General features: G+C 35.7%; 20 protein-coding genes and 2 pseudogenes. 13 read left to right on the top strand and 9 right to left on the bottom strand.

Translation table 11 applies throughout. The features are described from left to right. Nucleotides 1–9 precede the first annotated feature (9 nt). The 4 genes and pseudogenes from tilS (at nt 10) to ACE38O_RS00280 (ending at nt 4,025) form a co-directional block, all read left to right on the top strand. Nucleotides 10–1,302, top strand: a complete 1,293-nt coding sequence (gene tilS / locus ACE38O_RS00295; protein ID WP_374698666.1) for a tRNA lysidine(34) synthetase TilS — start codon at nt 10–12, stop codon at nt 1,300–1,302. 12 nt (nt 1,303–1,314) lie between these two features. After that, nucleotides 1,315–3,147, top strand: coding sequence for an ATP-dependent zinc metalloprotease FtsH (gene ftsH, locus ACE38O_RS00290; protein WP_374698665.1), 1,833 nt, complete (start codon nt 1,315–1,317; stop codon nt 3,145–3,147). Nucleotides 3,148–3,794: 647 nt separating this feature from the next. Further along, nucleotides 3,795–3,902, top strand: a pseudogene (locus ACE38O_RS00285) (WPE palindromic element domain-containing protein); the annotation flags it as partial. Continuing rightward, nucleotides 3,897–4,025 carry a hypothetical protein gene (locus ACE38O_RS00280; RefSeq protein WP_374699115.1) on the top strand — a complete coding sequence of 43 codons (129 nt, stop codon included), beginning with the start codon at nt 3,897–3,899 and terminating at the stop codon, nt 4,023–4,025. The pseudogene ACE38O_RS00285 and the gene ACE38O_RS00280, both read left to right, overlap by 6 nt. A 74-nt stretch (nt 4,026–4,099) precedes the next feature. Here the strand turns inward: ACE38O_RS00280 and tmk are convergent, their stop codons facing one another. Then, nucleotides 4,100–4,690: a dTMP kinase gene (gene tmk / locus ACE38O_RS00275; RefSeq protein WP_374698664.1), complete on the bottom strand. Its 591-nt coding sequence runs from the start codon at nt 4,688–4,690 to the stop codon at nt 4,100–4,102. A 102-nt stretch (nt 4,691–4,792) separates the two neighbouring features. Between tmk and ACE38O_RS00270 the strand changes: the two genes are divergently transcribed. After that, nucleotides 4,793–5,365 (top strand): thioredoxin family protein, encoded by a 573-nt coding sequence (locus ACE38O_RS00270; protein WP_374698663.1) that lies wholly within the window; start codon nt 4,793–4,795, stop codon nt 5,363–5,365. 5 nt (nt 5,366–5,370) lie between these two features. Next, on the top strand, nt 5,371–7,089 hold the full coding sequence (locus ACE38O_RS00265) for a monovalent cation:proton antiporter-2 (CPA2) family protein (protein ID WP_374698662.1): 1,719 nt from the start codon (nt 5,371–5,373) through the stop codon (nt 7,087–7,089). Nucleotides 7,090–7,119: 30 nt separating this feature from the next. Here the strand turns inward: ACE38O_RS00265 and ACE38O_RS00260 are convergent, their stop codons facing one another. The 4 genes from ACE38O_RS00260 to ACE38O_RS00245 are packed head-to-tail and all read right to left on the bottom strand — an operon-like array spanning nt 7,120 to nt 9,407. Next, nucleotides 7,120–7,737, bottom strand: a complete 618-nt coding sequence (locus ACE38O_RS00260) for an SURF1 family protein (protein ID WP_374698661.1) — start codon at nt 7,735–7,737, stop codon at nt 7,120–7,122. 1 nt (nt 7,738) lies between these two features. Further along, nucleotides 7,739–8,215 carry a bacterioferritin gene (gene bfr, locus ACE38O_RS00255; protein WP_374698660.1) on the bottom strand — a complete coding sequence of 159 codons (477 nt, stop codon included), beginning with the start codon at nt 8,213–8,215 and terminating at the stop codon, nt 7,739–7,741. Nucleotides 8,216–8,274: 59 nt separating this feature from the next. Continuing rightward, nucleotides 8,275–8,769, bottom strand: a complete 495-nt coding sequence (locus ACE38O_RS00250; RefSeq protein WP_374698659.1) for an RDD family protein — start codon at nt 8,767–8,769, stop codon at nt 8,275–8,277. Beyond that, the gene (locus ACE38O_RS00245) at nt 8,769–9,407 is read right to left on the bottom strand and encodes an HAD family hydrolase (RefSeq protein WP_374698658.1); all 639 of its coding nucleotides are present in this window, start codon (nt 9,405–9,407) and stop codon (nt 8,769–8,771) included. The genes ACE38O_RS00250 and ACE38O_RS00245 overlap by 1 nt, the downstream gene beginning before the upstream one ends. 174 nt (nt 9,408–9,581) lie before the next feature. Between ACE38O_RS00245 and ACE38O_RS00240 the strand changes: the two genes are divergently transcribed. From ACE38O_RS00240 to hemA, 5 genes are all read left to right on the top strand, one after another. Beyond that, nucleotides 9,582–10,409, top strand: coding sequence for a hypothetical protein (locus ACE38O_RS00240; protein WP_374698657.1), 828 nt, complete (start codon nt 9,582–9,584; stop codon nt 10,407–10,409). Between the two features lie 79 nt (nt 10,410–10,488). After that, the gene (locus ACE38O_RS00235; RefSeq protein ID WP_374698656.1) at nt 10,489–10,719 is read left to right on the top strand and encodes a WPE palindromic element domain-containing protein; all 231 of its coding nucleotides are present in this window, start codon (nt 10,489–10,491) and stop codon (nt 10,717–10,719) included. A gap of 535 nt (nt 10,720–11,254) precedes the next feature. Then, the gene (htpG, locus tag ACE38O_RS00230) at nt 11,255–13,150 is read left to right on the top strand and encodes a molecular chaperone HtpG (protein ID WP_374698655.1); all 1,896 of its coding nucleotides are present in this window, start codon (nt 11,255–11,257) and stop codon (nt 13,148–13,150) included. 37 nt (nt 13,151–13,187) lie between these two features. Then, a complete protein-coding gene (locus ACE38O_RS00225) occupies nt 13,188–16,361 on the top strand; it encodes a hypothetical protein (protein ID WP_374698654.1) in 3,174 nt (1,057 codons plus the stop codon). A gap of 68 nt (nt 16,362–16,429) precedes the next feature. Then, nucleotides 16,430–17,632: a 5-aminolevulinate synthase gene (hemA, locus tag ACE38O_RS00220; RefSeq protein ID WP_374698653.1), complete on the top strand. Its 1,203-nt coding sequence runs from the start codon at nt 16,430–16,432 to the stop codon at nt 17,630–17,632. Here the strand turns inward: hemA and ACE38O_RS00215 are convergent. The 3 genes from ACE38O_RS00215 to rimM all read right to left on the bottom strand — a co-directional run bounded on the left by ACE38O_RS00215 (nt 17,624) and on the right by rimM (nt 19,466). Beyond that, nucleotides 17,624–18,322, bottom strand: coding sequence for an inositol monophosphatase family protein (locus ACE38O_RS00215; RefSeq protein WP_374698652.1), 699 nt, complete (start codon nt 18,320–18,322; stop codon nt 17,624–17,626). The genes hemA and ACE38O_RS00215 overlap by 9 nt on opposite strands. An 8-nt stretch (nt 18,323–18,330) precedes the next feature. After that, nucleotides 18,331–18,897, bottom strand: coding sequence for an elongation factor P (efp, locus tag ACE38O_RS00210; protein ID WP_374698651.1), 567 nt, complete (start codon nt 18,895–18,897; stop codon nt 18,331–18,333). Nucleotides 18,898–18,959: 62 nt separating this feature from the next. Further along, entirely contained in the window at nt 18,960–19,466 is a 507-nt protein-coding gene (gene rimM, locus ACE38O_RS00205) for a ribosome maturation factor RimM (RefSeq protein WP_374698650.1), read from the bottom strand. Nucleotides 19,467–19,555: 89 nt separating this feature from the next. Here rimM and ACE38O_RS00200 point away from each other — a divergent pair, with 89 nt between their 5' ends. Next, nucleotides 19,556–20,281, top strand: coding sequence for a DEAD/DEAH box helicase family protein (locus ACE38O_RS00200; protein ID WP_374698649.1), 726 nt, complete (start codon nt 19,556–19,558; stop codon nt 20,279–20,281). Nucleotides 20,282–20,342: 61 nt separating this feature from the next. After that, a pseudogene (locus ACE38O_RS00195) lies at nt 20,343–21,347 on the top strand (IS481 family transposase). A 19-nt stretch (nt 21,348–21,366) separates the two neighbouring features. Here the strand turns inward: ACE38O_RS00195 and ACE38O_RS00190 are convergent. Beyond that, nucleotides 21,367–22,605 (bottom strand): IS256-like element ISWpi15 family transposase, encoded by a 1,239-nt coding sequence (locus tag ACE38O_RS00190; protein WP_374698228.1) that lies wholly within the window; start codon nt 22,603–22,605, stop codon nt 21,367–21,369. Between the last annotated feature and the right edge of the window lie 147 nt (nt 22,606–22,752).

Below are 22,752 nucleotides of genomic sequence, written 5' to 3'. Positions count from 1 at the left end.
AGAAACATAATGAAATTAGAGTTATTATTTCAAAATATAGCTAATAGCTTTGCTTTCTACAACCAAATCGCAGTTGCAGTATCAGGTGGTGTAGATAGTATAGTCTTACTGCACTTAATGACTAACTGGGCAAAAAAAAACAAGCTTTCACTTCCTATAGCATTAACAGTAAATCATGGGTTACGTTCAGAGTCTCAAAAAGAAGCTGATTTTGTTATAAGTTATGCAAAAGAACTTGGAGCAAAGGAATCGTTCATATTAAATTGGGAGAAGCAAAATATTAAAGGTAATATTCAATTACAGGCACGAAAAGCACGATATAAGTTACTAGCAGAGTGGTGTGAAAACAATAATGTTAAATGTTTGCTCGTTGCTCATCACAAAGATGATCAAGCAGAAACGTTCTTATTAAGATTGGAGCGAGGTAGTGGCGTAGATGGATTATCATCAATGGATTACAAATCTTTCTTAAATGGTATTTATATATTTAGGCCATTGTTAAATTTTAGTCGTAGTGAAATAGAAAAGTACGCTAAGCTTCACCGGTTAAAATGGATCGAAGATAGAAGCAACTATAACTTAAAATACAGGCGAACTTTATACCGTAGCTTACTTAAAGCAAGTGACAATCAAGAGATTTTAACAGAGCGAATATGCCTCACAGCCCTTCATATGAAAAGAGCTGCAAAAGCGTTGATGCACTACACACGCCTTGCATTTAATGACTGTGTTAATGTTCATGATCTTGGTTATATTGAAATTAAACTAAGTGAATTTTATCAATTGCCAGAGGAAATAGCCTTGAGGCTTCTTCTTTACTCTATAATGGCAATTGCCAGTAAACATTATAAACCAAGGTACAATAGCCTTATTGCGATATTTAATAAAATATTGCAAAAGGATAGTAATGTTAACTGTACACTTTCTGGGTGCAAAATAAGAAAATATGGAGAAAATATCTTAATAATTAGAGAATCGTCAAAGATACAAGAAATTACCGTAAACCTACCTTTAAATGAACCTACTCAATGGGATAACAGATTTAGCTGCACAATACTCGGAAATCAAGAGTGTTCAGTTATCATCGCTCCATTAAAAAAAACACAAAAAGTTCCTGAATTTCTGAAGGATTACAACTGCTACCCTGAAGTTTTCTATTCTTTGCCTACAGTACAAAAAGATGGAAAGGTGATTGCTTATCCTGATGTAAATTATAACGGGAAAGATACCAATGATGATAAGGTTCAATGCATTACTAATAGCATAATAAAACAAAATCTGGTAAGCTTGATTAGTGTTTAGTTAGAAGTAGAAATGAAAAAATTTTTAGAAGGCTTATTGATCTGGTTAGTGATTATTGTTCTTATTTCAGTTGCTTATATTCAGTTCAGCGGAAATGTAGGTAGAAGTAAAACAACCATACCTTTTTCGGAATTTTTAACTAGACTAGAAGACAATGATGTAGAAAATATTGTCATAAAAAACCAGAGCATTGAGGGCAAGTTTAGGGATGGTTCAAGTTTCAACTCAAGCGGTGTTATATATAGCGACCTAATAAAAAATTTACATGATAGAAAAGTGAGATTCTCCTTTTCAACTGGAGATTCTGCCATGAACGTAATTGGTGGATTACTTATCTCATGGGTTCCAACATTTATCTTTATTGGCTTTTTGCTATTCTTTCTTAAACAAACACAAGCGGGGGGCAACAGAACTATAAGCTTTGGCAAGTCAAGGGCTAGACTCATGACTAGTGGGAAAAAAGTAACATTTGATGATGTTGCCGGAATTGATGAAGCAAAAGAAGAGCTAGTAGAAATCGTTGATTTCCTTAAACAAAGGCAAAAATTTCAAATATTAGGTGGAAAAATACCAAAAGGGTGCCTTTTAATTGGCTCTCCTGGAACTGGTAAAACTTTACTTGCTCGTGCAATTGCAGGAGAAGCTAATGTGCCATTCTTTAGCATTTCTGGATCTGATTTTGTTGAGATGTTTGTTGGTGTTGGTGCGAGCCGTGTTCGTGATATGTTTGATCAAGGCAAGAAAAATGCTCCTTGTATAATTTTTATAGATGAGATAGATGCGGTGGGTAGACATCGTGGCATCGGTCTTGGTGGTGGCAATGACGAAAGAGAACAAACATTAAATCAGTTATTAGTTGAGATGGATGGCTTTGAGTCTAATGAGGGCGTAATAATAATTGCTGCGACTAACCGTCCGGATGTCTTAGATCCAGCACTGCTTAGGCCTGGTCGTTTTGACCGGCAGATTACTATTTCTTTACCCGATATAAATGGGCGCGAGAAAATATTAAATACGCATATAAAGAAAATATCAATTGCCCCTGATGTAAATGTGAAAACAGTTGCAAGAGGAACACCTGGTTTTTCAGGGGCTGATTTAGCAAATTTAGTGAACGAATCTGCGCTTATTGCTGCAAGAAGAAACAAGAAGATTGTTACCATGGATGATTTCGAATATGCGCGTGATAAAGTGATGATGGGCGTAGAAAGGCGATCTCTCATTATGACAGAAGAGGAAAAGAGACTGACTGCATACCATGAAGCTGGTCATGCGGTGATTGCTGTTAATATGCCTGCTTCTGATCCTATACACAAGGCAACAATTATTCCACGCGGTAGGGCACTCGGTTTAGTTATGAGACTACCAGAAACAGATAGAGTGTCCCTCACAAGAGAAAAGATGCTAGCAGATATAACTGTTGCAATGGGTGGACGTGTGGCAGAAGAGCTAATTTTTGGCTATGATAAAGTCACAAGCGGCGCATCTTCAGATATAAAACTAGCATCAGATTTATCACGTTCTATGGTAACAAAATGGGGAATGAGCGACAAAATAGGTCCAATCTATCACAATCGCGAACAAACTATGCATGGTTCTGAGATAATTTCTGAAGATACGTTAAAACTTATAGATGAAGAAGTGAAGAAAGTTGTGTCTTCTTGCTATGAAAAAGCGAAAGACATTTTGACCAAGCATAAGAAAGGCTTAGATCTCATTGCCGAAAATCTACTGGAGTTTGAAACTTTAACAGGAGATGAAATAAAGGACATATTAAGCGGAAAAAAAATTGTTAGAGAGGAAAATGAGAAGAATGAGAAAATAAAAAAATCTTCTCTCTATTAAATTTGGCCTTGTTTAACTGCTAAATGAAAGTTTTTAGTTGCAGCAATGGCGTCATCAGGTAGCTATCTGACTCACAGAAACGGAGCTAAAATTCCTTGACAAACTCCGCCACCTCCCTTATCATGAAACTGAAGGTATTCAGTTATCTTCATCTGTGCAGATTAAACAGCAAGAAAACAACGTAGTTGGCGTCTTATTTTTAATTTTTTGCACTATGTGCATCTTATGTCTTCACAATATTTCTAGGTTTTTACCTATATAAGCTGAAACGCGCTTATAAGTCGTTTAAGACAGTATAGTACGCCAATTTGCAGGATTAGAGAGTGACAACTAGCTAACACGGGATTTCTTTTGCCTTTTTTTCTGCTTAGTAAATTTCTTAAACATTTAAACTAAGGTGAGTTGCATTTAAAAGCAGCTAAATTGCAGTGTTTAAGACTTAAAAAACGCCAAATACTGAAAATAGATAATGACCAGGGCTTCTTTTGCCTTTTTTTCGTTTGGTAAATTTCTTAAATGTTTGTAGCTAAACGACAACCGTCATCCCGCTACTTGTTAGCGGGATCTAGAGATACCGCGAATGAATCGCGGTATGACGTGGTAGACTTGGTGTTTGCCTACGCTTGTCATTCCAGTGCCCTTTTGTTGTCATCCCAGTGCTCCGACACTGGGATCCAGAAAATTCAACCGCAAATGAGCACATTAGGCAGTTGTATAACAAAGGCTGGATCCCAGTGTCAAGCACTGGGATGACAGGGAGAGGAGGGTACTGGGATGACAAGAAAGGGGCTACTCGGATGACATCATCCTTTTTTCTAGATCCAAGTAGTCAAACTACTCGGATAACAGAAGAATGGGACGACAGGAACGGAGTGTGACGTACTTAAATCACAATTATCAGCTGATCACAGCGTTACAAAAAATGCCAAAAATAATTGCCTTTTAGTTTGGGTTATGCAAGAAATCTAATAATTTCACTATACACTTGATTATCATTTTTTGTTTCAATTTCAGTGATGACATGGCACCTACCGGGCTCTTTTATGGCGATTTCTTTAAACCCTTTTCCAACTTTATTATAAAAATTAACATCCATTTCTTCATATTTATTCTTGTCTTTCGCTCTACTTAACCCAACTTTAACATCAATATCTAGAATAAATGTAATATCTGGATATCTAACTCCAGCCAACCTGTGCAAATCTTCTATTAGTTTTAAATCAACTCCAAACCCATATCCTTGGTATGCAATGGTTGAATCAATAAACCGATCACAAATCACTATTTTCCCTTCTGCAAGAGCTGGTAATATTAATTTTTTCATATGTTCGTGCCTAATCGAGATAAGTAGCAAGAGTTCAGAAATAGGATCAATATTATTTGTTAACAACACTCCTCTTATCTTTTCTGCAAAATCAGTGCCACCTGGTTCTCGAGTTGACACTACATTATTTTCGCCGTGAATTTGCTTAAAATGATTTGCAAGTAGCTTAGATTGTGTTGTTTTACCAGAGCCGTCTATTCCTTCGAAAGTTATGAACATAAGTTTTATAATACTAAAAAAGAATATGCAAACAGTATACATAGAAACCGTTTGACATTTAAATAATAAGACCGTAAATTACATACGGTATAATAATAGTCTATGGTTGCTCTGAATACTCCTAAAGTCGATTTTAGTTTTACTGCAAAAGATTTTAATCTTTTGGGGGTAGATAATAAATACTATACATTAAGTGACTGTTGTGGAAAAAACGGTCTTATTGTAATGTTTATATGCAATCACTGTCCTTACGTTCAGTCAATTATTAGCAATCTGGTAAGCGATGTTGATCAATTGAAAAAAGATTATCAGGTAAACACCGTTGCAATAATGTCAAATGATGTAAATGAATATCCAGAAGATTCCTTTGAAAATATGATTAATTTTGCCAAGGAAAATAAGTTTACATTTCCATATTTAATTGATAGTACACAGAAAATAGCTAAAGAATACGGGGCTGTTTGCACTCCTGACTTTTTTGGCTTTAATTCCAATTTAAACCTTTGCTATCGTGGACGTTTTAATGACACAAAAAAAGAAAAGGTTCAAAACTATGAAGTAGGAAGTAGTGACTTATTTCAAGCTATGAAATTCATTGCAGAAACTGGTAATTCTCCGATTGACCAAAAATCAAGTATTGGCTGCTCAATTAAATGGTCTAATTCTACAGGTTAAATATCATGCACAGTAGCTCTCAGCATTTGTTTGATATTATAATTTTACTTTCTGCTGCTGTGTTTATAGTCATAGCGTTCTGGAAAATGAATATTAGTCCAGTGCTCGGTTACTTCGTTGCAGGTGCAGTTATTGGTTCTCATGGATTTAATCTGATACACTCAGCTGAAGCAATGGATAATCTTGCAGAATTTGGTGTAGTTTTCCTATTATTCATTATAGGCCTTGAATTGACATTTGAACGCCTGATCGCTATGCGTATTCATGTATTTGGGTTCGGTTCTCTTCAAGTTATAGTTACCATGGTAGCAATATGGTGCATCGCTCTTGCTTTCGGAGTGAATACGAGTATAGCAACAGTTATTGGTGGTGGGCTTGCGCTATCCTCAACAGCAATAGTGTTGCAGGTTCTGCAAGAAAAAGGTTCTCAAGCAAGTCAGGTTGGTAGGTTGTCAATAGCAGTACTATTAATGCAAGATTTTGCAGTGGTACCATTAATAGTATTGGTACCTTTACTTGCTGGCAATTCTGAGCACAGCCTGATAAGCTCATTGGCAGGTTCATTGGTGCAAGCAGCTATTGCATTAGTGCTGATATTTATAACTGGTAGATTATTGCTTAGACCTTTATTTTCGGTTATTGCTAAAATGGAAAGTAATGAGGTCTTTATATCAACAACGCTTTTAATAGTATTAGGAGCAGCATTTATTACTGAACAATTTCATCTATCGCTAGCATTAGGTGCATTTGTCGCTGGATTGTTAGTTGCAGAAACAGAATACAGACACTCAGTAGAACACGCAGTATTGCCATTTAAAGATTTGTTTCTTGGCTTATTTTTCATGACTGTTGGTATGTCTATCAATACCGAACTTTTACTCAATAAGTTACCACTAATTACTTTATTATCGATTATCCTTATCGTTTTAAAAACATCTATCATATATATATTGTGTAGATTTTTTGGGTTTAAGAGTGCACCTGCTATACAAGCTGGGTTACTGCTTTCACAAGGCGGTGAATTTGCGTTTATTTTATTTCGCTTAGCAGATGAGCTAAATGTGCTACCAAGTGAAATCGCTCAAGTACTTATGATGGTAACTACAGTAACCATGGCTTTCACTCCTCTTTTATCGGGGCTTGGAGACTGGATAGCAAACTCATTTAGCACTGAGAAAACAATATTAGATGATGAAGCTGTTGAAACAGATACACAAGATCTTTATAACCATGTAATAGTTGCTGGATTTGGTAGAGTGGGATATATGGTAACAAAAATGCTTACTGCAGAGCATTTAAGTTACGTTGTTGTAGATATTCAATCAAAAATAGTCAAAGAAGGAAAAAGTGATAGTTTTCCTATATATCTTGGAGATGCTACAAGATGTGAAATTTTAAAATCAGTAGGAATAGAAAGAGCTCAAGCTCTCGTTATTTCAATAAAGAATGAAGTTACTATAAAAAAAGTTGTTTCCTTAGTTGCTGCAAATTTTCCGCATGTAAATATTGTAATACGCTTACCAGATCTGAGTAATGTGGAGGTTTATAGAGATCTAGGAGCTAGTAAAATTATTCCTGAAACATCTGAGATAGGATTGCAGCTAGGTGGAGCTGCACTGAGCCTCAGTGGTATTAGCGAAAGTGGAGTTACGTCTTTAAAAAGTAGATTTAGAAAAGGCAATTACAGTATGTTAAAAGACCTTGGTAGTGATAAAGATGAATGACTACTCCTCTAATTTTATGTACAGAAAGCTTCAAACTTTATTGAGGTTTTGCCTATAGTAAATTACGCACATAATCAACCAAGTTAAGGAAAGTGCAAACCAAGTGATTGCATATTCCAAATGCTTCATTGGCCGTATAGCTAATTTGCTGCCAAAATTGTTCGGCCACAATATACACTTCTCTAGCTTAATACCTAACTCATTGGAAATTTCTTCTGTACTCAGGGTAAACCATGCATTCGAAGCAGTATCGTTCTTGATAAACCAATTTTTGCTTTTATTGCTATCGCAATATAAAGTTCCATCTGCAACTACTTTTTCAATTTTTACTTTTTCCTCTTTTTTTTCTTTAACTATTCCTTTGTTCACTAACATATAATGTCCAGTAGCAATCAGCATAGGAGATAATACATAATAGCCGCGTTGCCCTGCGAAAACATATAGTTCTATATCACTTAGCACTCCATCAATTTTGACATGTCTGTAGTTAAATTTTGCAAGATTATCATTGGGCAATAGATGAACAATAGGAAGACTCATATTTTTGATAATATTATTCTTCCAATTCAATCTGAATACTTGCCATAACCCTAATAAAAAAAGGAGCAAGCAAGGTATAATTAAAATAAATACTGTTTTTTTTAACACTCTATATTTGTGTTCTTAAATAGTTTTCAACACCCATTAGTTCAATAAGGTCAATCTGCTTCTCAATCCAATGGAAATGTTCTTCTTCATTTTTTAACAGCTCTTCTAGTAATATTACACTAACAAAATCCTTCTCTTTCTCAGCAACAGAAATTGTCTCTTTGATATCTTTGATACCCTTTTCCTCTAATTTCAAATTAGCCTCTAAGATTTTTAGTATTGTGTCTTTTGCAAACTTTTCATCATACTTTGGTATTGCGTTTGTATCTTGAAAATTTGGGACTCCTTTGAGTAATAAAATCCTTTCTGCCAACTTGTTCGCATGTTCAAGTTCTTCGTTAAGCTCATTTTTTACCTTTTCTGCAAGTCTATTAATTCCATTGTTTTTGAGAACCGCAAAATGCAAAAGATACTGGCGTACAGAAGTCAGCTCATTGGTCAATAATTTGTTCAAATGTTTTACTATCTCTTCATTCATAATCTTCCCTTAGTTCAATTTATCAGCATAATTTATATGATAACGATAGTTATAGCAACTCATTTAATAGTTCCTTTGATAACAACCGTATTAAATAGCATATCGTGATATGTCTGTTTTTTCTGAGAGAAGCAAGCAACTAGATACCAGTAAAAGGTGAGCAACACTATAATTACTTTCAATATATCCAAGGCATTCACTAATACCTCCTGATCTTGCAAAAGTTCAATAAGGACAACTACTACACTGCTTAATAAAGGAAGAAAAAACTGAGAGATGCTTCTATCAAATGCTAAACTCAAATCTATTTTAGAACCGTCCAAACTTATGGTATGTATGTTCATTGATTGCTGACCAGGAGTTGCTTGGGCCTTTGAAGATATAAAATATGTGAAGTAAATGCAATTTATGCACATATATGTTAATTGTAAAATCAACGAGAAATCCTCTAATAACATTACAATCAACAGGGTTGGAATTAATAAAATTGCTACATCTATTAAATATGCGCAAAAACGCCTTTGTATACTGGCAATCTCTGTAACAGCAGTCATTACTTCTCTTCTAAATATTTTATTATAAAATCTGTAAGTTTATCAAAATGTTGAAAACATAACAAATCTTCATAACCGCTTATTGATTGACCGTACATAATAGGTAAACAATTGGCATTTTGTGCACACAGAACATCTGTGATGCTATCACCAACAAAAAACACATTTTCTCTATTTACAGGCAACGCACTCTCTTCTAATGCAAATAACAACGGGGTTGCAGATGGTTTATCTTCTGCAGTATCGCATGACCCAACTACTCTTTCAAAGTAAGAATCTAATTTAAAATAGGTAACTTCCTTACGTAGATTAGTATTTTTCTTATTACTTACTATTGCTAGATAAATATTGTGGCTTTTCAGTGTCTGCAACATTTTTTCTACTCCTTGGTTCAGAGCAATGTTTTGCAATAATGCATCGTCTAAATATTGTTGATATATCTGATTTGCTTTTTTCCACTGATCGCCAAATAAATTGACCATATAGCTCTTTCTCGACTCATGGGAACTTCTATCAGCAGCTTTATTGCTATACCCCATTGAGTTTATGGTATGCTTAATAGCATTAAAAATATTATCTTGAGTGTCAACCAAGGTATTATCCCAGTCAAATACTACTGCTAATCGGCTATTTTTCATTTCTACATTGTTACGTATTTTGGGTTAATAAGTAAATAACATTTTGATGAAAAAAATATAAAATAGGACGCTCTTGGCGATTGAAAAAACGCTATTCATCACAAGTTGTGTTAACCATTTTTACATAATGAGCCAATATACTGGTTATATGATATGCTTTAATAGGTAACAGGTATGGCTCAGGTTAAAAATACATCTCAAGAAAGTGTTGAAAAAAAATTTAAAGATGTTTTTGAACGTTCTCCAGGTGCTTTTCCAGAAGGCACTTCATTAAAAGAGAAGGTTAATTATATTGCAAAAGGAACAGAGGCTCTCAAGACTATAAAAAATAAAGAGCTTGAGAACAAAATGAAAAACGTTGCAGAATTGAGCAAAGAACTTGAAAGTCAAAAAGGGCGTGTAGCTGAAGAAGCGCATCAAAACCTTGAAAGGCTTGACCGACAATTAGAAAGAGATGGCATTGTCGTAGGTAAAAAAGTTACAAGATTGGGTAATAATCCAGAATTTCAAGAGGCAGCTAACACTCTGAGAGAAACTACAGCAGAAGGTAAAAGCGTTGCACAGAGTGAACAGAAAAAGACTTCTGAGGCTTCTGTGCAAACAGATACACAGCCATCGAAGCATGATGTTAGTTCCTCAGTGAGCAAGAGTTCTGTAAAAGAGAAACTCAATACTGAGCCGGATAAAAAAGATAACACACCTCAACCACAAGAAAATCAAAAAGAAGAAGGGTTTTTGAGTCTTCTGAAGCGCTTTGCTAAGAAAATATTAGAAAAACTTTTAGGTGAAGGTGAAAAGGATGTAGAGAATGCTCGTGGCATAAAAGAAGATGCTCAAAGAGATACGTCAAATAACGAAGAGCAACAAAAGAGTAAGCACTTTGATAAAATTTTAAATCAGGACCAAAGTATAAGCAAGAGCTTAGAGCAAGCAACACAACTTGAAAACCCAACGATAACACCTGTTAATACTCCTGAAGTAAATACAGGTCGTGAAAGGTGATCCACTTTCAAGCTTCATTATACCGCCACGAACCATCATACCGCCGCGGTATCTCTAGATCCCGCTAACAAGCAGCGAGATGACGATTGTCAGGGTGTCATCCCAGCGCCCTCCTTCTTCTGTCATCCCAGTACCCAGACACTGGGATCCAGAAAATTCAACCGCAAATGAGCACATTAGGCAGTTGTATAATAAAGGCTGGATTCCAGCGTCACGCGCTGGAATGACACCATCATATTGGATGACAACAAAAGGGCGCTGGAATGACACCATTTGTTGTTTCATAATCGCAATTAGCTATAAACATTAAGAAATTTACCAGATGAAAAAAAAGGCAAAAGAAGCCCCGTAGTTACTTACATTATACTTTCAAGTATGGCGTTTTTTTATTCTAAACGCTTAATAACCGCGATTCAGCTGCTTTTAAGCCGCAACTAATCTAAATTATAAACGTTAACTGAGCGGAAAAAAAGGCAAAAAAACCCCAGGGTAGCTAGTATTCAAATTCTCCCTTGTCTATTTGACGTCTTTTACTGTCTTAAACAGCGCGTTTCGGCTTGTATAGCTAAAGTTTTATAAAGACATGAGGTGCACATAGTGCAAAAAATTAAACATGAGACACATTAAGTTTTTTTGTCGTTTAATCTGTACAGAGAAGATAAATAAATAGCTTCAGTTTCATGATAAGGGGGCTGGCGGAGTTTGTAAAGGAATTTTTATGCAAGAGATCCCATAAATTGGGTGTCATAATACGGCGGCTACATTAATTTTGGCGTGCGTGACCTTGAAAGATTACAGTGCAATACTTAAATTATTAGGGTAGTAGGCAAATAATGGAGCTCAAAATGCATAACGTACAAGAAACTGAAAATTTAAAATTTGACGCTGAAGTAGGGAAAGTACTAAATATAGTGATTCATTCACTTTATACTAACAAAGACATCTTTCTGCGTGAATTAATATCAAACGCATCGGATGCATGTGATAAATTGCGCTATGAATCTCAATCTAATTCAAATTTGCTAGATTCAAGTGATGAGTTAAAAATCACTATTAGCTCCAATAAAGATAAGAAAGAGCTATATATCACTGATAATGGCATCGGAATGAACAGAGAAGATTTAATAGATAACCTTGGTACAATTGCAAGCTCTGGTACGCAAAAGTTCTTAGATGCGATTAAAAATAGCAAGGATTCAAGCCAAGCTGTGGAGCTGATTGGGAAGTTTGGTGTTGGTTTTTACTCAAGCTTTATGGTTGCATCAGAAGTAATAGTAGAATCAAGAAAAGCTGGAGAGGAGGAGTCTTGGGTCTGGAAATCCAAGGGAGATGGAGAGTATTCGATAAGTAAACTAGATAATCAAATTTCTCGTGGAACTAAAATTACACTCATTATGCATCCTGAAGAGAATGAGTTTTTAGATAAATTTCGTGTTGAAAACATTGTTACTACTTACTCTGATCACATAAATTTTCCTGTTGAATTCATAAATGAAGAAGGAAAAAGTGAAAAGTTAAACAGTAAGGCTGCAATTTGGACTAAGCCAAAAAATGATGTTACTCAAGAGGAACACAATGATTTTTTCCGCAGTGTTGCTCACGTTGGCGGGGAGCCTTGGATGATATTGCATAATAAAAATGAAGGTGCAATAGAATATACAAATTTGCTTTATGTTCCTTCCATTAAACCTTTTGATTTATTCCATCCAGATAGACGTTGCTCTGTGAAGTTATATGTAAACAAAGTATTTATTACTGAAGATAACGTACAGATCATACCACAATACTTGCGTTTTCTGAAAGGTATTGTCGATTCACCAGACTTGCCTCTTAATATCAGCAGAGAAACGCTGCAGAATAATCGTGTTGTTGAGCAAATCAGAAAATCCCTCACTAAGCGTGTAATATCAGAGCTCGGTAAAAAGGCAAAAGAGAATTTAGAGGAATATACAAAATTCTGGACTAATTTTGGTGCAGTTTTAAAGGAAGGTCTTTGTGAAGCTATGCCAACTGACGAGAGAGAAGCACTGCTCTCAATTTGCAGATTTCATAGTACTGGTGATGAGAAATTAGTCAGCATTGATGACTACATAAGCAGAATGAAGCCTGAGCAGGAGCATATCTATTATCTCACCGGGAATAGCCTCGATTCAGTGAAAAACAGTCCGCAACTTGAGGGATTCGTCAGTAAAGGACTAGAAGTGCTCCTATTTGTTGATCCAGTTGATGATTTCTGGACTAGTGTAATTCATGAATACAAAGATCAGAAAATCAAGTCTGTAACCCGTGCAGATGTTGATTTGGAAAAATTCTCTTCAGAAGAAGATAAGAAAGATGAAGAAAATAAATCGAATGGAGAAAAAACTGAGGAAACTATATTGCAATATTTTACCACAGTGCTCGGAGATTCAGTAAAAAGCGTAAAAATCTCCAAAAAATTGACTGATAGTCCCGTATGCCTAGCGGTTGATGAAGGTGCTATAGATCTTCGCATGGAGCGTTTTTTACGCGAACAAAAGCAGCTAAATTACCGCACACCAAAGGTGCTGGAAATTAACACTCGGCATTCTATAATAAAAAGCATAATGAAATCCCACGCTGAAAATGGTGAAACCCCAACATTGGAGGATATGATCCACCTGTTGTTTTATCAAGCTTCTATCGTGGAAGGTGAAGAGATGGATGACGTGAGCCTATTTGCTAAAAGACTGAATAATTTGCTTGGCAAGATTTCTGTTTAATGCTATAATTAGCTTAGCTATTAATTAGGGGTAAAACATGTTTGGTTCCAATTTTAGAGACTTTGTATCACAGGACGCAACTTCACAGGGCCAATCAAATTCTGAAAGATTAATCAAAAGTTGGCATGGTTTTGAAAAACCAGATTCTGAAGATTCAGGTAATTGTTCAGAGGCTGAAGGAGAGTTTGAAGTTTTAGGTGGCAAAAATCAAGAGATACCAGCTAATCCATGTGATACACCCCCTGAAGATCTGAGTCTAGAGAATGCAATACTTGCAAACTTTCCTGATGGTTGTGACAGGTCGTTTACTGTAGAGTTAAAAGATGAAGATTCATATGGTATCATTCCTAAAAACTTAACTTTTGCCGAGATAATAAATATCTTAAATCAAGCTGTAAGGAAAGATAATTGTGAAGAACTAGAGGTTGTACAAAATATTGAAGATTATGAGGGTAGATCTATTACACTAGATAATGAAAATCTCAAAGATTTCTGTTCAAATCAACTTAATTTGGAGTTACAAAACAGAAGCAACCATCAACATATATATTCAAATGTACTATCACAATATAAATTTGATCAAGAGGGTTTCAAGTATGATTATTCAGTAAAAGAATTGGTACTATTGGCAATTGCAGCTAATGACAAGCTAGTAGAGCAATATCAGGATTTTCTTTTTGCTGAAGAAAACTTAAGTCTTTTACCTCTCCTTGTTGGTAATCAAAAATATATTGAAGCTTTTATAGAAAAATTCCATGGTACCGATGGAGTTTATGGAAGATTAAAAGGTCAAGCTATACAACTTGGCCAATCCAATAAGATTGACTTTTTCTCAGTTATAGCATTAAGAAAAGAACAAGAGTTACTAGAGACAGTTCTTGTAGAACACGTCTTAAGGGATCTTGAGCATGTATTAAAAACAAGTGATCCTGATCCTTTATATGGCGTACTTGAAACAGCATCTTTGGTCAAAAATGAAAAGTTTATCATGATAGTGCTAAATGCATTTGAGAGATATATTAATGAGCCAACTAAAGATGTGAAAGATCTATTAAAAAGGAGTTTTGTTACTCTATTAGAAACTGCGATAAGTCAGGAGCATCTACCTACTGTCGAATACTTGTGCAAGCGATATATCAATAACAAAGGTTCTACTAGTTATGATATATATGAGCAAGCATTTGCAGACGATAAAGTTATTACAATACTAAGGCAACAAATCCTGAAAACCATAGGAACGCGTGGCAGAAAAGAAATTTATGATTTAGTTCTGAAAACTGCTTTGGGTGCTGGCAATATTGCATTTATTGAGCACCTATGCAAAGAATGTGCTGAGTGCAGCAACGATGTGATTAATTATCTTGATCATAAACTTAAAAATAACGAATTTGATAACACATACGAACCAACTCTAGTTGCATTGTCTAATGTTAAATACACAAACACAGACGTTATATTAGATGTGCTTTTTTACACTAAAGAAATCTATCAAAACGCATCACATAATGAGCAAGTAATTAGGCAGGTCATACAGAATATACTGAGAAATGCAACATGCTACTCAATAGGCCAAGAAGATTACTCCTTAGTCAAGGGAGTATGTTACTTATGCACAGAAATTGATGCAATTAACATAATTTTTCAAGAGGAGTGTAAGATTTTTAAATCTAGCATAGAAAAGCGCATAGAAGATCTGGAAAAGGAAAATAAATTATTACAATCTGAAGCTTTACGTGAATATAATTACAGCTACTTGCCAGATATTGTAAATGGATTAGTTCAGGGTGCTTGCACAGTATATGATGAATACACTAAAGATCCAAAAGACAATAAACGTCAAGAGAATACTGATCTTATATTCAGTTTAATGCAAATTAGAAATATTCTGCAATTTTCTATTGATGTGCAAAAATATTCCTGTCATGAACGTCAAGATTTGTGGGATGAAGTGTACCAAACTCCTGGAATTTTTATAATACGGAAAAGAAGTAATAACGTTGCAGATGAATTAGAAATTCCAGTTATAACAAGTGACATCCTATCAGAAAATCCAGGACCTGAAAATTCTGGCAGCCAACAGCCACAAGAAAATATTGTGGACAAAGGGAAAAATATTATGGATAATGAAAAGGCTTCAATAGAGGAAGCTATAGGTAATGATTGTGAGGAGGGTAAAATGCATAGTAGTGACCAAAATACAAAAACCATAGAAGAAGCGTTGTCTGATGCTATCTTCGATCTTGATTATGAAAAAGTAGAATCTTTAGTAGAACAGGTAAAGCAAGAGGGCAATAATGTAGAACGAATCATTAATGGGGCTTTGAAGAAAGCTCATGAGGAGAAAGTTGGGAAGAAAGATAAAAAGTCTCTAGGTAAGATTAAAGAAATTAGAGAATTTCTTGCAAAAGAGCTCAAGAGCATTGCTGCTGCATCATCAGTGAGCGATGATGTAGAAATTACTGCAAGTAGTCATGGAGCTCCTGTAATAGAGCCAGAAAGTGAAGGCAATCAATCAGATTCACTGAGTTCTGAGGATGATGATTATTCTAGGCTTGAAAGTGATAAGTCTGCTGGGGCTTCTTCAGGTAGCGGCTCTCCATTTGAAGAAGTGCCTTCAATTGCCACTAAGGAAGCTAAAGTCAATGATGAGCAGTCTGATAATATAAATGGCGATGATCTAACTCCAGTATCAAGTCCTGTAAGTGGGGATGTTTTAACATCTAGAAGTGATGAAGAAGAGCCTGTAGTAATTACAACAAGACAGCCAAATGATGGTAAGCATGATAAAACCGTGTCTAAAGAGCACCAAGATGATGCGCTAGAAAAAGATTTAATAGATTTTTCAAGTGATGATGACAATAGTCTTCTAGGAGATCCAGTACCTACATCAACTAACGAAATCCCTGAACAAGAAGATGATACTCAAACCAATGGCAAGCTGCCTAATAATCCAGGAAATGGAAGTATTACTGCAACACAAAATACAAAGAGGTATGTTGTAGCTGCTTCTGCACTTGCAATAGCTGGTATTATTTTAGGGGTGGCTGTTGCAGTTTACTTGGAAATGTTAGCAGTGGGAATAGCAGTTGGAGCTTGTTGTCTGGTTGCTGATGCAGTTATATACTGCTGCACACCTAAAAGCTCGGTTGAAAGTAAGAATGTTACTAAGCTTACAGGTGATGAGTTTGCTGCACAACAAACAGTAAACTAAGGAATAAATATTGTAGTTTACCATTTAATAATTTATTATAATTGTATTAATTATTAGTGAATAAAAACTTGGTAAACTACGAAGAAATATTCTTAAACAAAATCAAAGATATAAAAGATGAAGGGCGCTACCGTGAATTTACGCACTTTGCGTCATTGCCAGGTAGGCTCCCCCACATTATGGACTATGAAAGAAATAGGGAAGTAATCGTCTGGTGCAGTAATAATTATCTGGGAATGTCGCAGAACGAGAAAGTTATTGCCGCTATTCAAAATTCATCAATTGGTGCGGGGGGAACAAGAAATATATCTGGTACAACAAAAGAGGTTGTCGAACTTGAAAAATCCTTAGCTTGTTTGCATAAAAAAGAGGCTGCTTTAACTTTTGCTTGTGGCTACCTTGCTAACCAGACAACACTTAGCACTTTATCGTCTATTATCCCAAATGTAGTAATTTTTTCAGACGAGAAGAACCATTCTTCAATGATAGAAGGCATAAAATCAGGAAAAAGACCAAAACATATATTTAGACATAATGATGTTGATCACTTAGAGCAGTTGTTAAAGTCCGTAGACACAAAAACACCAAAGATAATAGCACTTGAATCCGTATATTCAATGGATGGCGATATAGCGCCGCTTGAAGCGATATGCGATCTTGCAGATCAACATAATGCAATCACCTATTTGGACGAGGTGCACGCAGTTGGCATGTATGGTTCACATGGTGGCGGAATTGCAGAAAGAGAAGGCCTGATGGATAGAATAACCGTCATTCAAGGTACACTATCGAAGGCTTTTGGGGTGATGGGTGGGTATATAGCGTCTTCAAAGAGCTTGGTAGATGTAATAAGAAGTTCCGCTCCAGGATTTATTTTCACCACTGCTATGTCGCCTGTTTTAGCAGCGGCAGCAAAGGCAAGCGTTGAACACCTAAAATCGAGCAACATTGAAAGGGAGAAGCAAAAGCAAGTTGTTAAAAAAGTAAAAAACTCACTGAGAAATGCAGGAATTAATTTCATTCCAACAGAAACTCATATCATTCCAATAATAATTGGCGACCCAGAATTATCCAAAGGAGCATCAAAATTATTATTTGATGAGCATGGAATATACGTTCAACATATAAATTATCCAACAGTGCCAAGAGGAACTGAGCGTTTTCGTATTACCCCTACACCTTATCATACTGATGAAATGATAGAACATTTAACAGAATCTCTTGTAAAAGTTTTCGAAAAGTTATCTATCTCTGTAGCCTGTTTATCCTAATTTAATATCGCCAGCAATAATCAATCCGTTGTCTTCCGTTAGCCTTCCACCGCTTTCTTGCAGAAAAAGTCTACCGAGCAAGGCTTTATATTTGTTAACTCCAGAGTAAATTATTCCACTGTGCCTTCCTGCAGCAAGGTATGCAAAACCTAAAATTGTTGAACCGATTGAGCGTACATTACTATTGCCAGGCAGTAATTTATTTAATAAATTACCACTTACATCTATTAGACCCCCTTCACGGCTTTTCACCCGCATTTTTATATGACGAGATCTAAAATCCTCAAGAAAAGCACCTTTCTTTTCTTCTGCCCAAAAAGTTTCTCTAAGAGCCGGAGCATCAATTACAGCTGCCACAACTTTATTTTTATGAATGAGACAGGCTGATACTGCAAAATAAACCATGCAACTAGAAAAATTCTCCCTGCCCTCTATAGGCATAATAAACCAAGTGTAACCGTTATCTTTTATTTCTTGGTCAGTATCATCTTCGGAAATAAACTCATAGTCTCGTTTGTAGTCGTGCAAGCAATCGTATATGGTTTGCTTGGATTTTGAATAAGTTTTATTAATGAAGTCTGCTGATTTAACATTAGAAATTTGCAATTCATTAAAATCGCGCATAAGCTGCCTGGAAGCACTACGCACAGAATCAAGCATCACATTAATTCGTGGTGATGAGATGGACATTCTTCCTTTTACTCTTTCACTCTTTCATAATAGCTGTCATCTGGAGTATATACTACAATTTTATCCTCTTCTTTTATAAACTGAGGCACATTAACGCGCATTCCGTTTTCCAAAATTGCAGGCTTATAAGAGGAAGTAGCAGTTTGTCCTTTAATAACAGACTCTGTTTCTTTCACAGCAAGTGAAACATAATCAGGCACATGCGCAGAAATTATTTTGTCTTGATAAGTTACTATTTTAACTTTCATATTATCCTGTAGATAAATCTTTTTTTCTCCCAATAAGTCCAAATTTATAGTGATTTGCTCGTAATTACTTGGATGCATAAGATTTACAATGTTTCCTTCAGTGAAAAGGTAAACATACTCCTCTTCATCTAAAATTGCCCTTCTGATTGTTGCATCAGAGCGAAATCTTTCATAGTGTTTTGCTCCGGTTTTAATGTTTTTCATTTCGGCTTGTATGTATGCACCACCTTTACCAGGTTGAGTATGCATAATACCTACAACCAAAAATAATCCGCCGTTATGTTCCAACACCTGACCTGGTCTGATATCGTTAGCTCTTTCTGCCATAATTACATTTTCAGTTCGATCTTACAATTATAAATAGCTTTATATAAATATCAAAGTCTTTATTAGTCAATAAATTCTGGCATATTGAGCACCATATACCTCTCCTTCATGTTTATGTGCGGAAACATTTCTTTGGTAAAAGACAGCATAATGCGTTTTTTTGTGCTGATAACTAAAATTTCTAATATATCCCCTGAGCCGAAACTATATATAGATTTTACATTGCCATATAATTCATTACTTTCCAGCCTTACTTCCATATCTACAAGGTCACTTTGATAAAATTCATTCTCATCATTTAGCTTCGGTAGCTTGCTTCTTTCTATATACAGCTTCTTATTCCTTAAAAGCTCTGCTTCATTACGGGAATTTACTCCGCTGATTGTAGCTATTACTAGATTATCACCTATGACGGATACTAAGTCTATTTTATAATTCTCATCACCACTTATTAGCTCACCATATAAGGAGATATTTTCAGGTTTTTCGGTAAAAGTTTTTAATTTAACAGCTCCTTTAATTCCGTGAGGAGAAGTAATCATTCCGAGGCATACCAGATTGTCGTTCATATTAAGATGATAACTAATGTTGGATTTTTTGTCTATAAGGCATAAAATACCTAAAAATGTTTGTTGTAATTCTATCAATACAATGTATTATGGAATACATTGTATTGATAGTGGAAAGACATGAGTCAATAAAGCTCTTCAGTGACAAAGAATCTATAATAGTAGAACGTCGTAAACCTGTTGTTGAAGAGATGCTAAAACATCTAGAAAGTTCTTCCATCACTAACTGTAATACTATGATTGATGCAGAAACTGGGTTTGGCAAGACTTATGATATTGGATTGTGGAGTCATGCGCTAGCTCAAGCAGGATATCACCATTTAGTTGCAGTGCCAAATGGTAATTTAGTTGAACAAGCTAAGAAAATGATAGATGGTGCATTTACTGTAGATGTTAAAACACCTAAAACTGTGCAAGAAATTAAAGATGCGCTGAAAGTCACTGAACCTACAACAATTATAGTAACACATGATCTGCTTTTACAGCAAGAGAATGATCGAAAATTTGAAGAGCAAAACGGTGAAAAGCCTAAATTGTGGGTTAGTGTTGATGAAGCAGATAGCATTAACAAGCAGCAGGCCTTTGAAAATATGTGCAAACTTGACGCGGAATATCCTACGACTTACCTAACCGCAACACCAAAGAAAAGGATCTTAAACAGATGTGGAAAAATTATCAGTCCTACAAGATCAAGTAGACGCTGCATTGCAGACACTATCAAAACAGTAAATGTTATTGCAAAAACTAATGAAAGAGAAAAATTCAATCGAGCATTCGTGGTGAATGTTGCTGCTACCATAATATGTATTAAATAGGACTTGATCTGACACTTAAAATAAGTAAGTTATAAAATAATAAAAGAAAGGAGTGTTAGAAATGAGTACAATACAAACAAAAATACTAAAACCAAAGCTAGGGTTATTAGAGCTAGCAAAACAACTAGGAAATGTATCTCAAGCATGCAAAGTGATGGGATACTCAAGAGATACATTTTATCGGTTTAAGGAGTTATATGAAAATGGAGGAGAGGAAGCATTACATGAAATAAGTAAGAAAAAACCGCTATTAGCGAACAGAGTTTCCGACGATATAGAAAGAGCAGTGATTGGTATAGCAACAGAATTTCCAGCATATGGGCAAGAAAGAGCTGCAAATGAACTGAGAAAAAGAGGTATAATAATTTCTCAGGGAGGAGTAAGGTCTGTATGGCTAAGAAATGACCTTGAAACTCTCAAAAAGAGACTTAAAGCGCTAGAGACAAAAGTAGCTTAAGAAGGAATCATTTTAACTGAAGAACAACTTACAGCTTTAGAAAAAGTTAAAGAACAAAGGGAAGCTCATGGTGAAATTGAGACACAACATCCAGGTTATTTGGGTTCTCAAGATACCTATTATGTGGGCAATATCAAAGGTATAGGGCTAATTTATCAGCAGACTTTTGTTGATACTTATTCGAGAGTTGCAATGGTTAAACTTTACACGGACAGAACAGCTATTACAGCTGCAGACCTCCTCAACGATAGAGTTATTCCATTTTTTGATGAGCAGAAAATTCCATTATTACGCATTCTAACTGATAGGGGTACAGAGTATTGTGGCAAGCCAGAAAATCACGCTTATCAGTTATATTTGGGAATCGAAAATATCGATCATTCTAGAACCAAAGCCAACTCTCCACAAACCAATGGCATATGTGAAAGATTTCATAGAACCATGCAAGATGAGTGTTACAATATTATCTTTAGAAAGAAAATCTACAATTCTTTGGAAGATCTACAGATTGATGTTGATTATTGGTTGCGTTCTTATAATGAGACAAGGCCTCACTCGGGTAAGTATTGCTATGGCAAAACACCTATGCAAACGGGGAGTGTTAAATAAACTGTGTCAAACCGCATTTTTAGTTCAACTCAATTTTCAATCTGCCAGGAAAGAAAACATCAAGTTGAGAGATAGTTAATGCCCAATCATGTACAGGCATCGTCCACTTTTCCTCTGCCTTCTTTATAGCACAATATACCTGCTTATACAAGGCATTTATGCTGGTAAATGAGCCTTTGGTCTTAGTGAATTTCCTAATTTGCCTATGTAGCCCCTCTATGGGATTGGTGGTGTAGATTATCCTCCTAACTGGACCAGAATACTTAAAATAACCAGACAAGTTTTCCCAATTATTCTGCCAAGATTTTATAACCATAGGGTACTTTGTGCCCCATTTTTCATCCAATTCCAACAGATAATTCTCGGTAATTTCCTTGCTTGAAGCTTGATATACCTTCTTTAAATCGCTCAAAAAACTCTTCGCATCTTTACTGGCCACATACTTCAGTGAGTTGCGTATCTGATGCACTATACACATCTGCACTTCCGCATTAGGAAAGACACTGTTTATAGCTGCAGGAAAGCTTTTCAGCCCATCAACGCAGGCAATAAGGATATCTTCTACTCCTCTTTCTTTGAGGTCATTTAGCACTCCCAACCAGAAGTTAGCTCCTTCACTTTCAGCCAAATAAAAACCTAATACTTCTTTTTTGCCATTTTGATCTATGCCTAATATGTTATACATGCATTTACTTACGCAATGCCCGTCCTCTTTGACTTTAAAAAACATGCCATCCATGAAAACTATCGGATATACAGACTGCAGCGGGCGACTACGCCATTCGTTGATTACTGGTAGCAATTTGTCAGTAATACTTGATATCTCTGCCGCCGATATTTTGTGATCATAAATTTCCTCAACATGTGACACTATATCTCTATAGCCCATACCACTGGCAAATGTGCTCAAAATCTTCGTTTCAAGCTCTGGATGTAAGTTTGTTTGCCTTTTTTTGACTATTTGTGGTTCGAAACTTCCTTCCCTATCTCTTGGCGTCAAAAGCTCAAATGACCCTGCGCTTGTACGTAAAGTCTTTGCATTCCTCCCATTTCTTCGATTATTCTCTTCGCTTTCAGCCGACAAGTGGTTTTCTATTTCACCTTCCAGGCTTACCTCCAGCAACTTTTTTATAAACGGTGTTAATGCTCCATCTCTTCCTGTCAACGGTCTTCCTTCTCGTATAGACGACAGGATATTTGTTTCTAATTCTTTATAATCTACCAAACCGGTAGTTCTGTTTACTACTTTCTGACTCATTGTCAAACCTCCATTTTTTTATATCAATTTATTACTTTTTTTTCGGTTTGACACAGTTTATTTAACACTCCCTGCAAACGTTTTTTGATAGTAAATATATTGCTTTTCAGAAAAACATTAGTAGCATTAAACAAGAGCCTGATATTA

The organism is Wolbachia endosymbiont (group B) of Limnophora tigrina, assembly GCF_964263235.1.
GTDB lineage: Bacteria > Pseudomonadota > Alphaproteobacteria > Rickettsiales > Anaplasmataceae > Wolbachia.
This window is presented reverse-complemented; position numbering and strand designations above follow the sequence as displayed.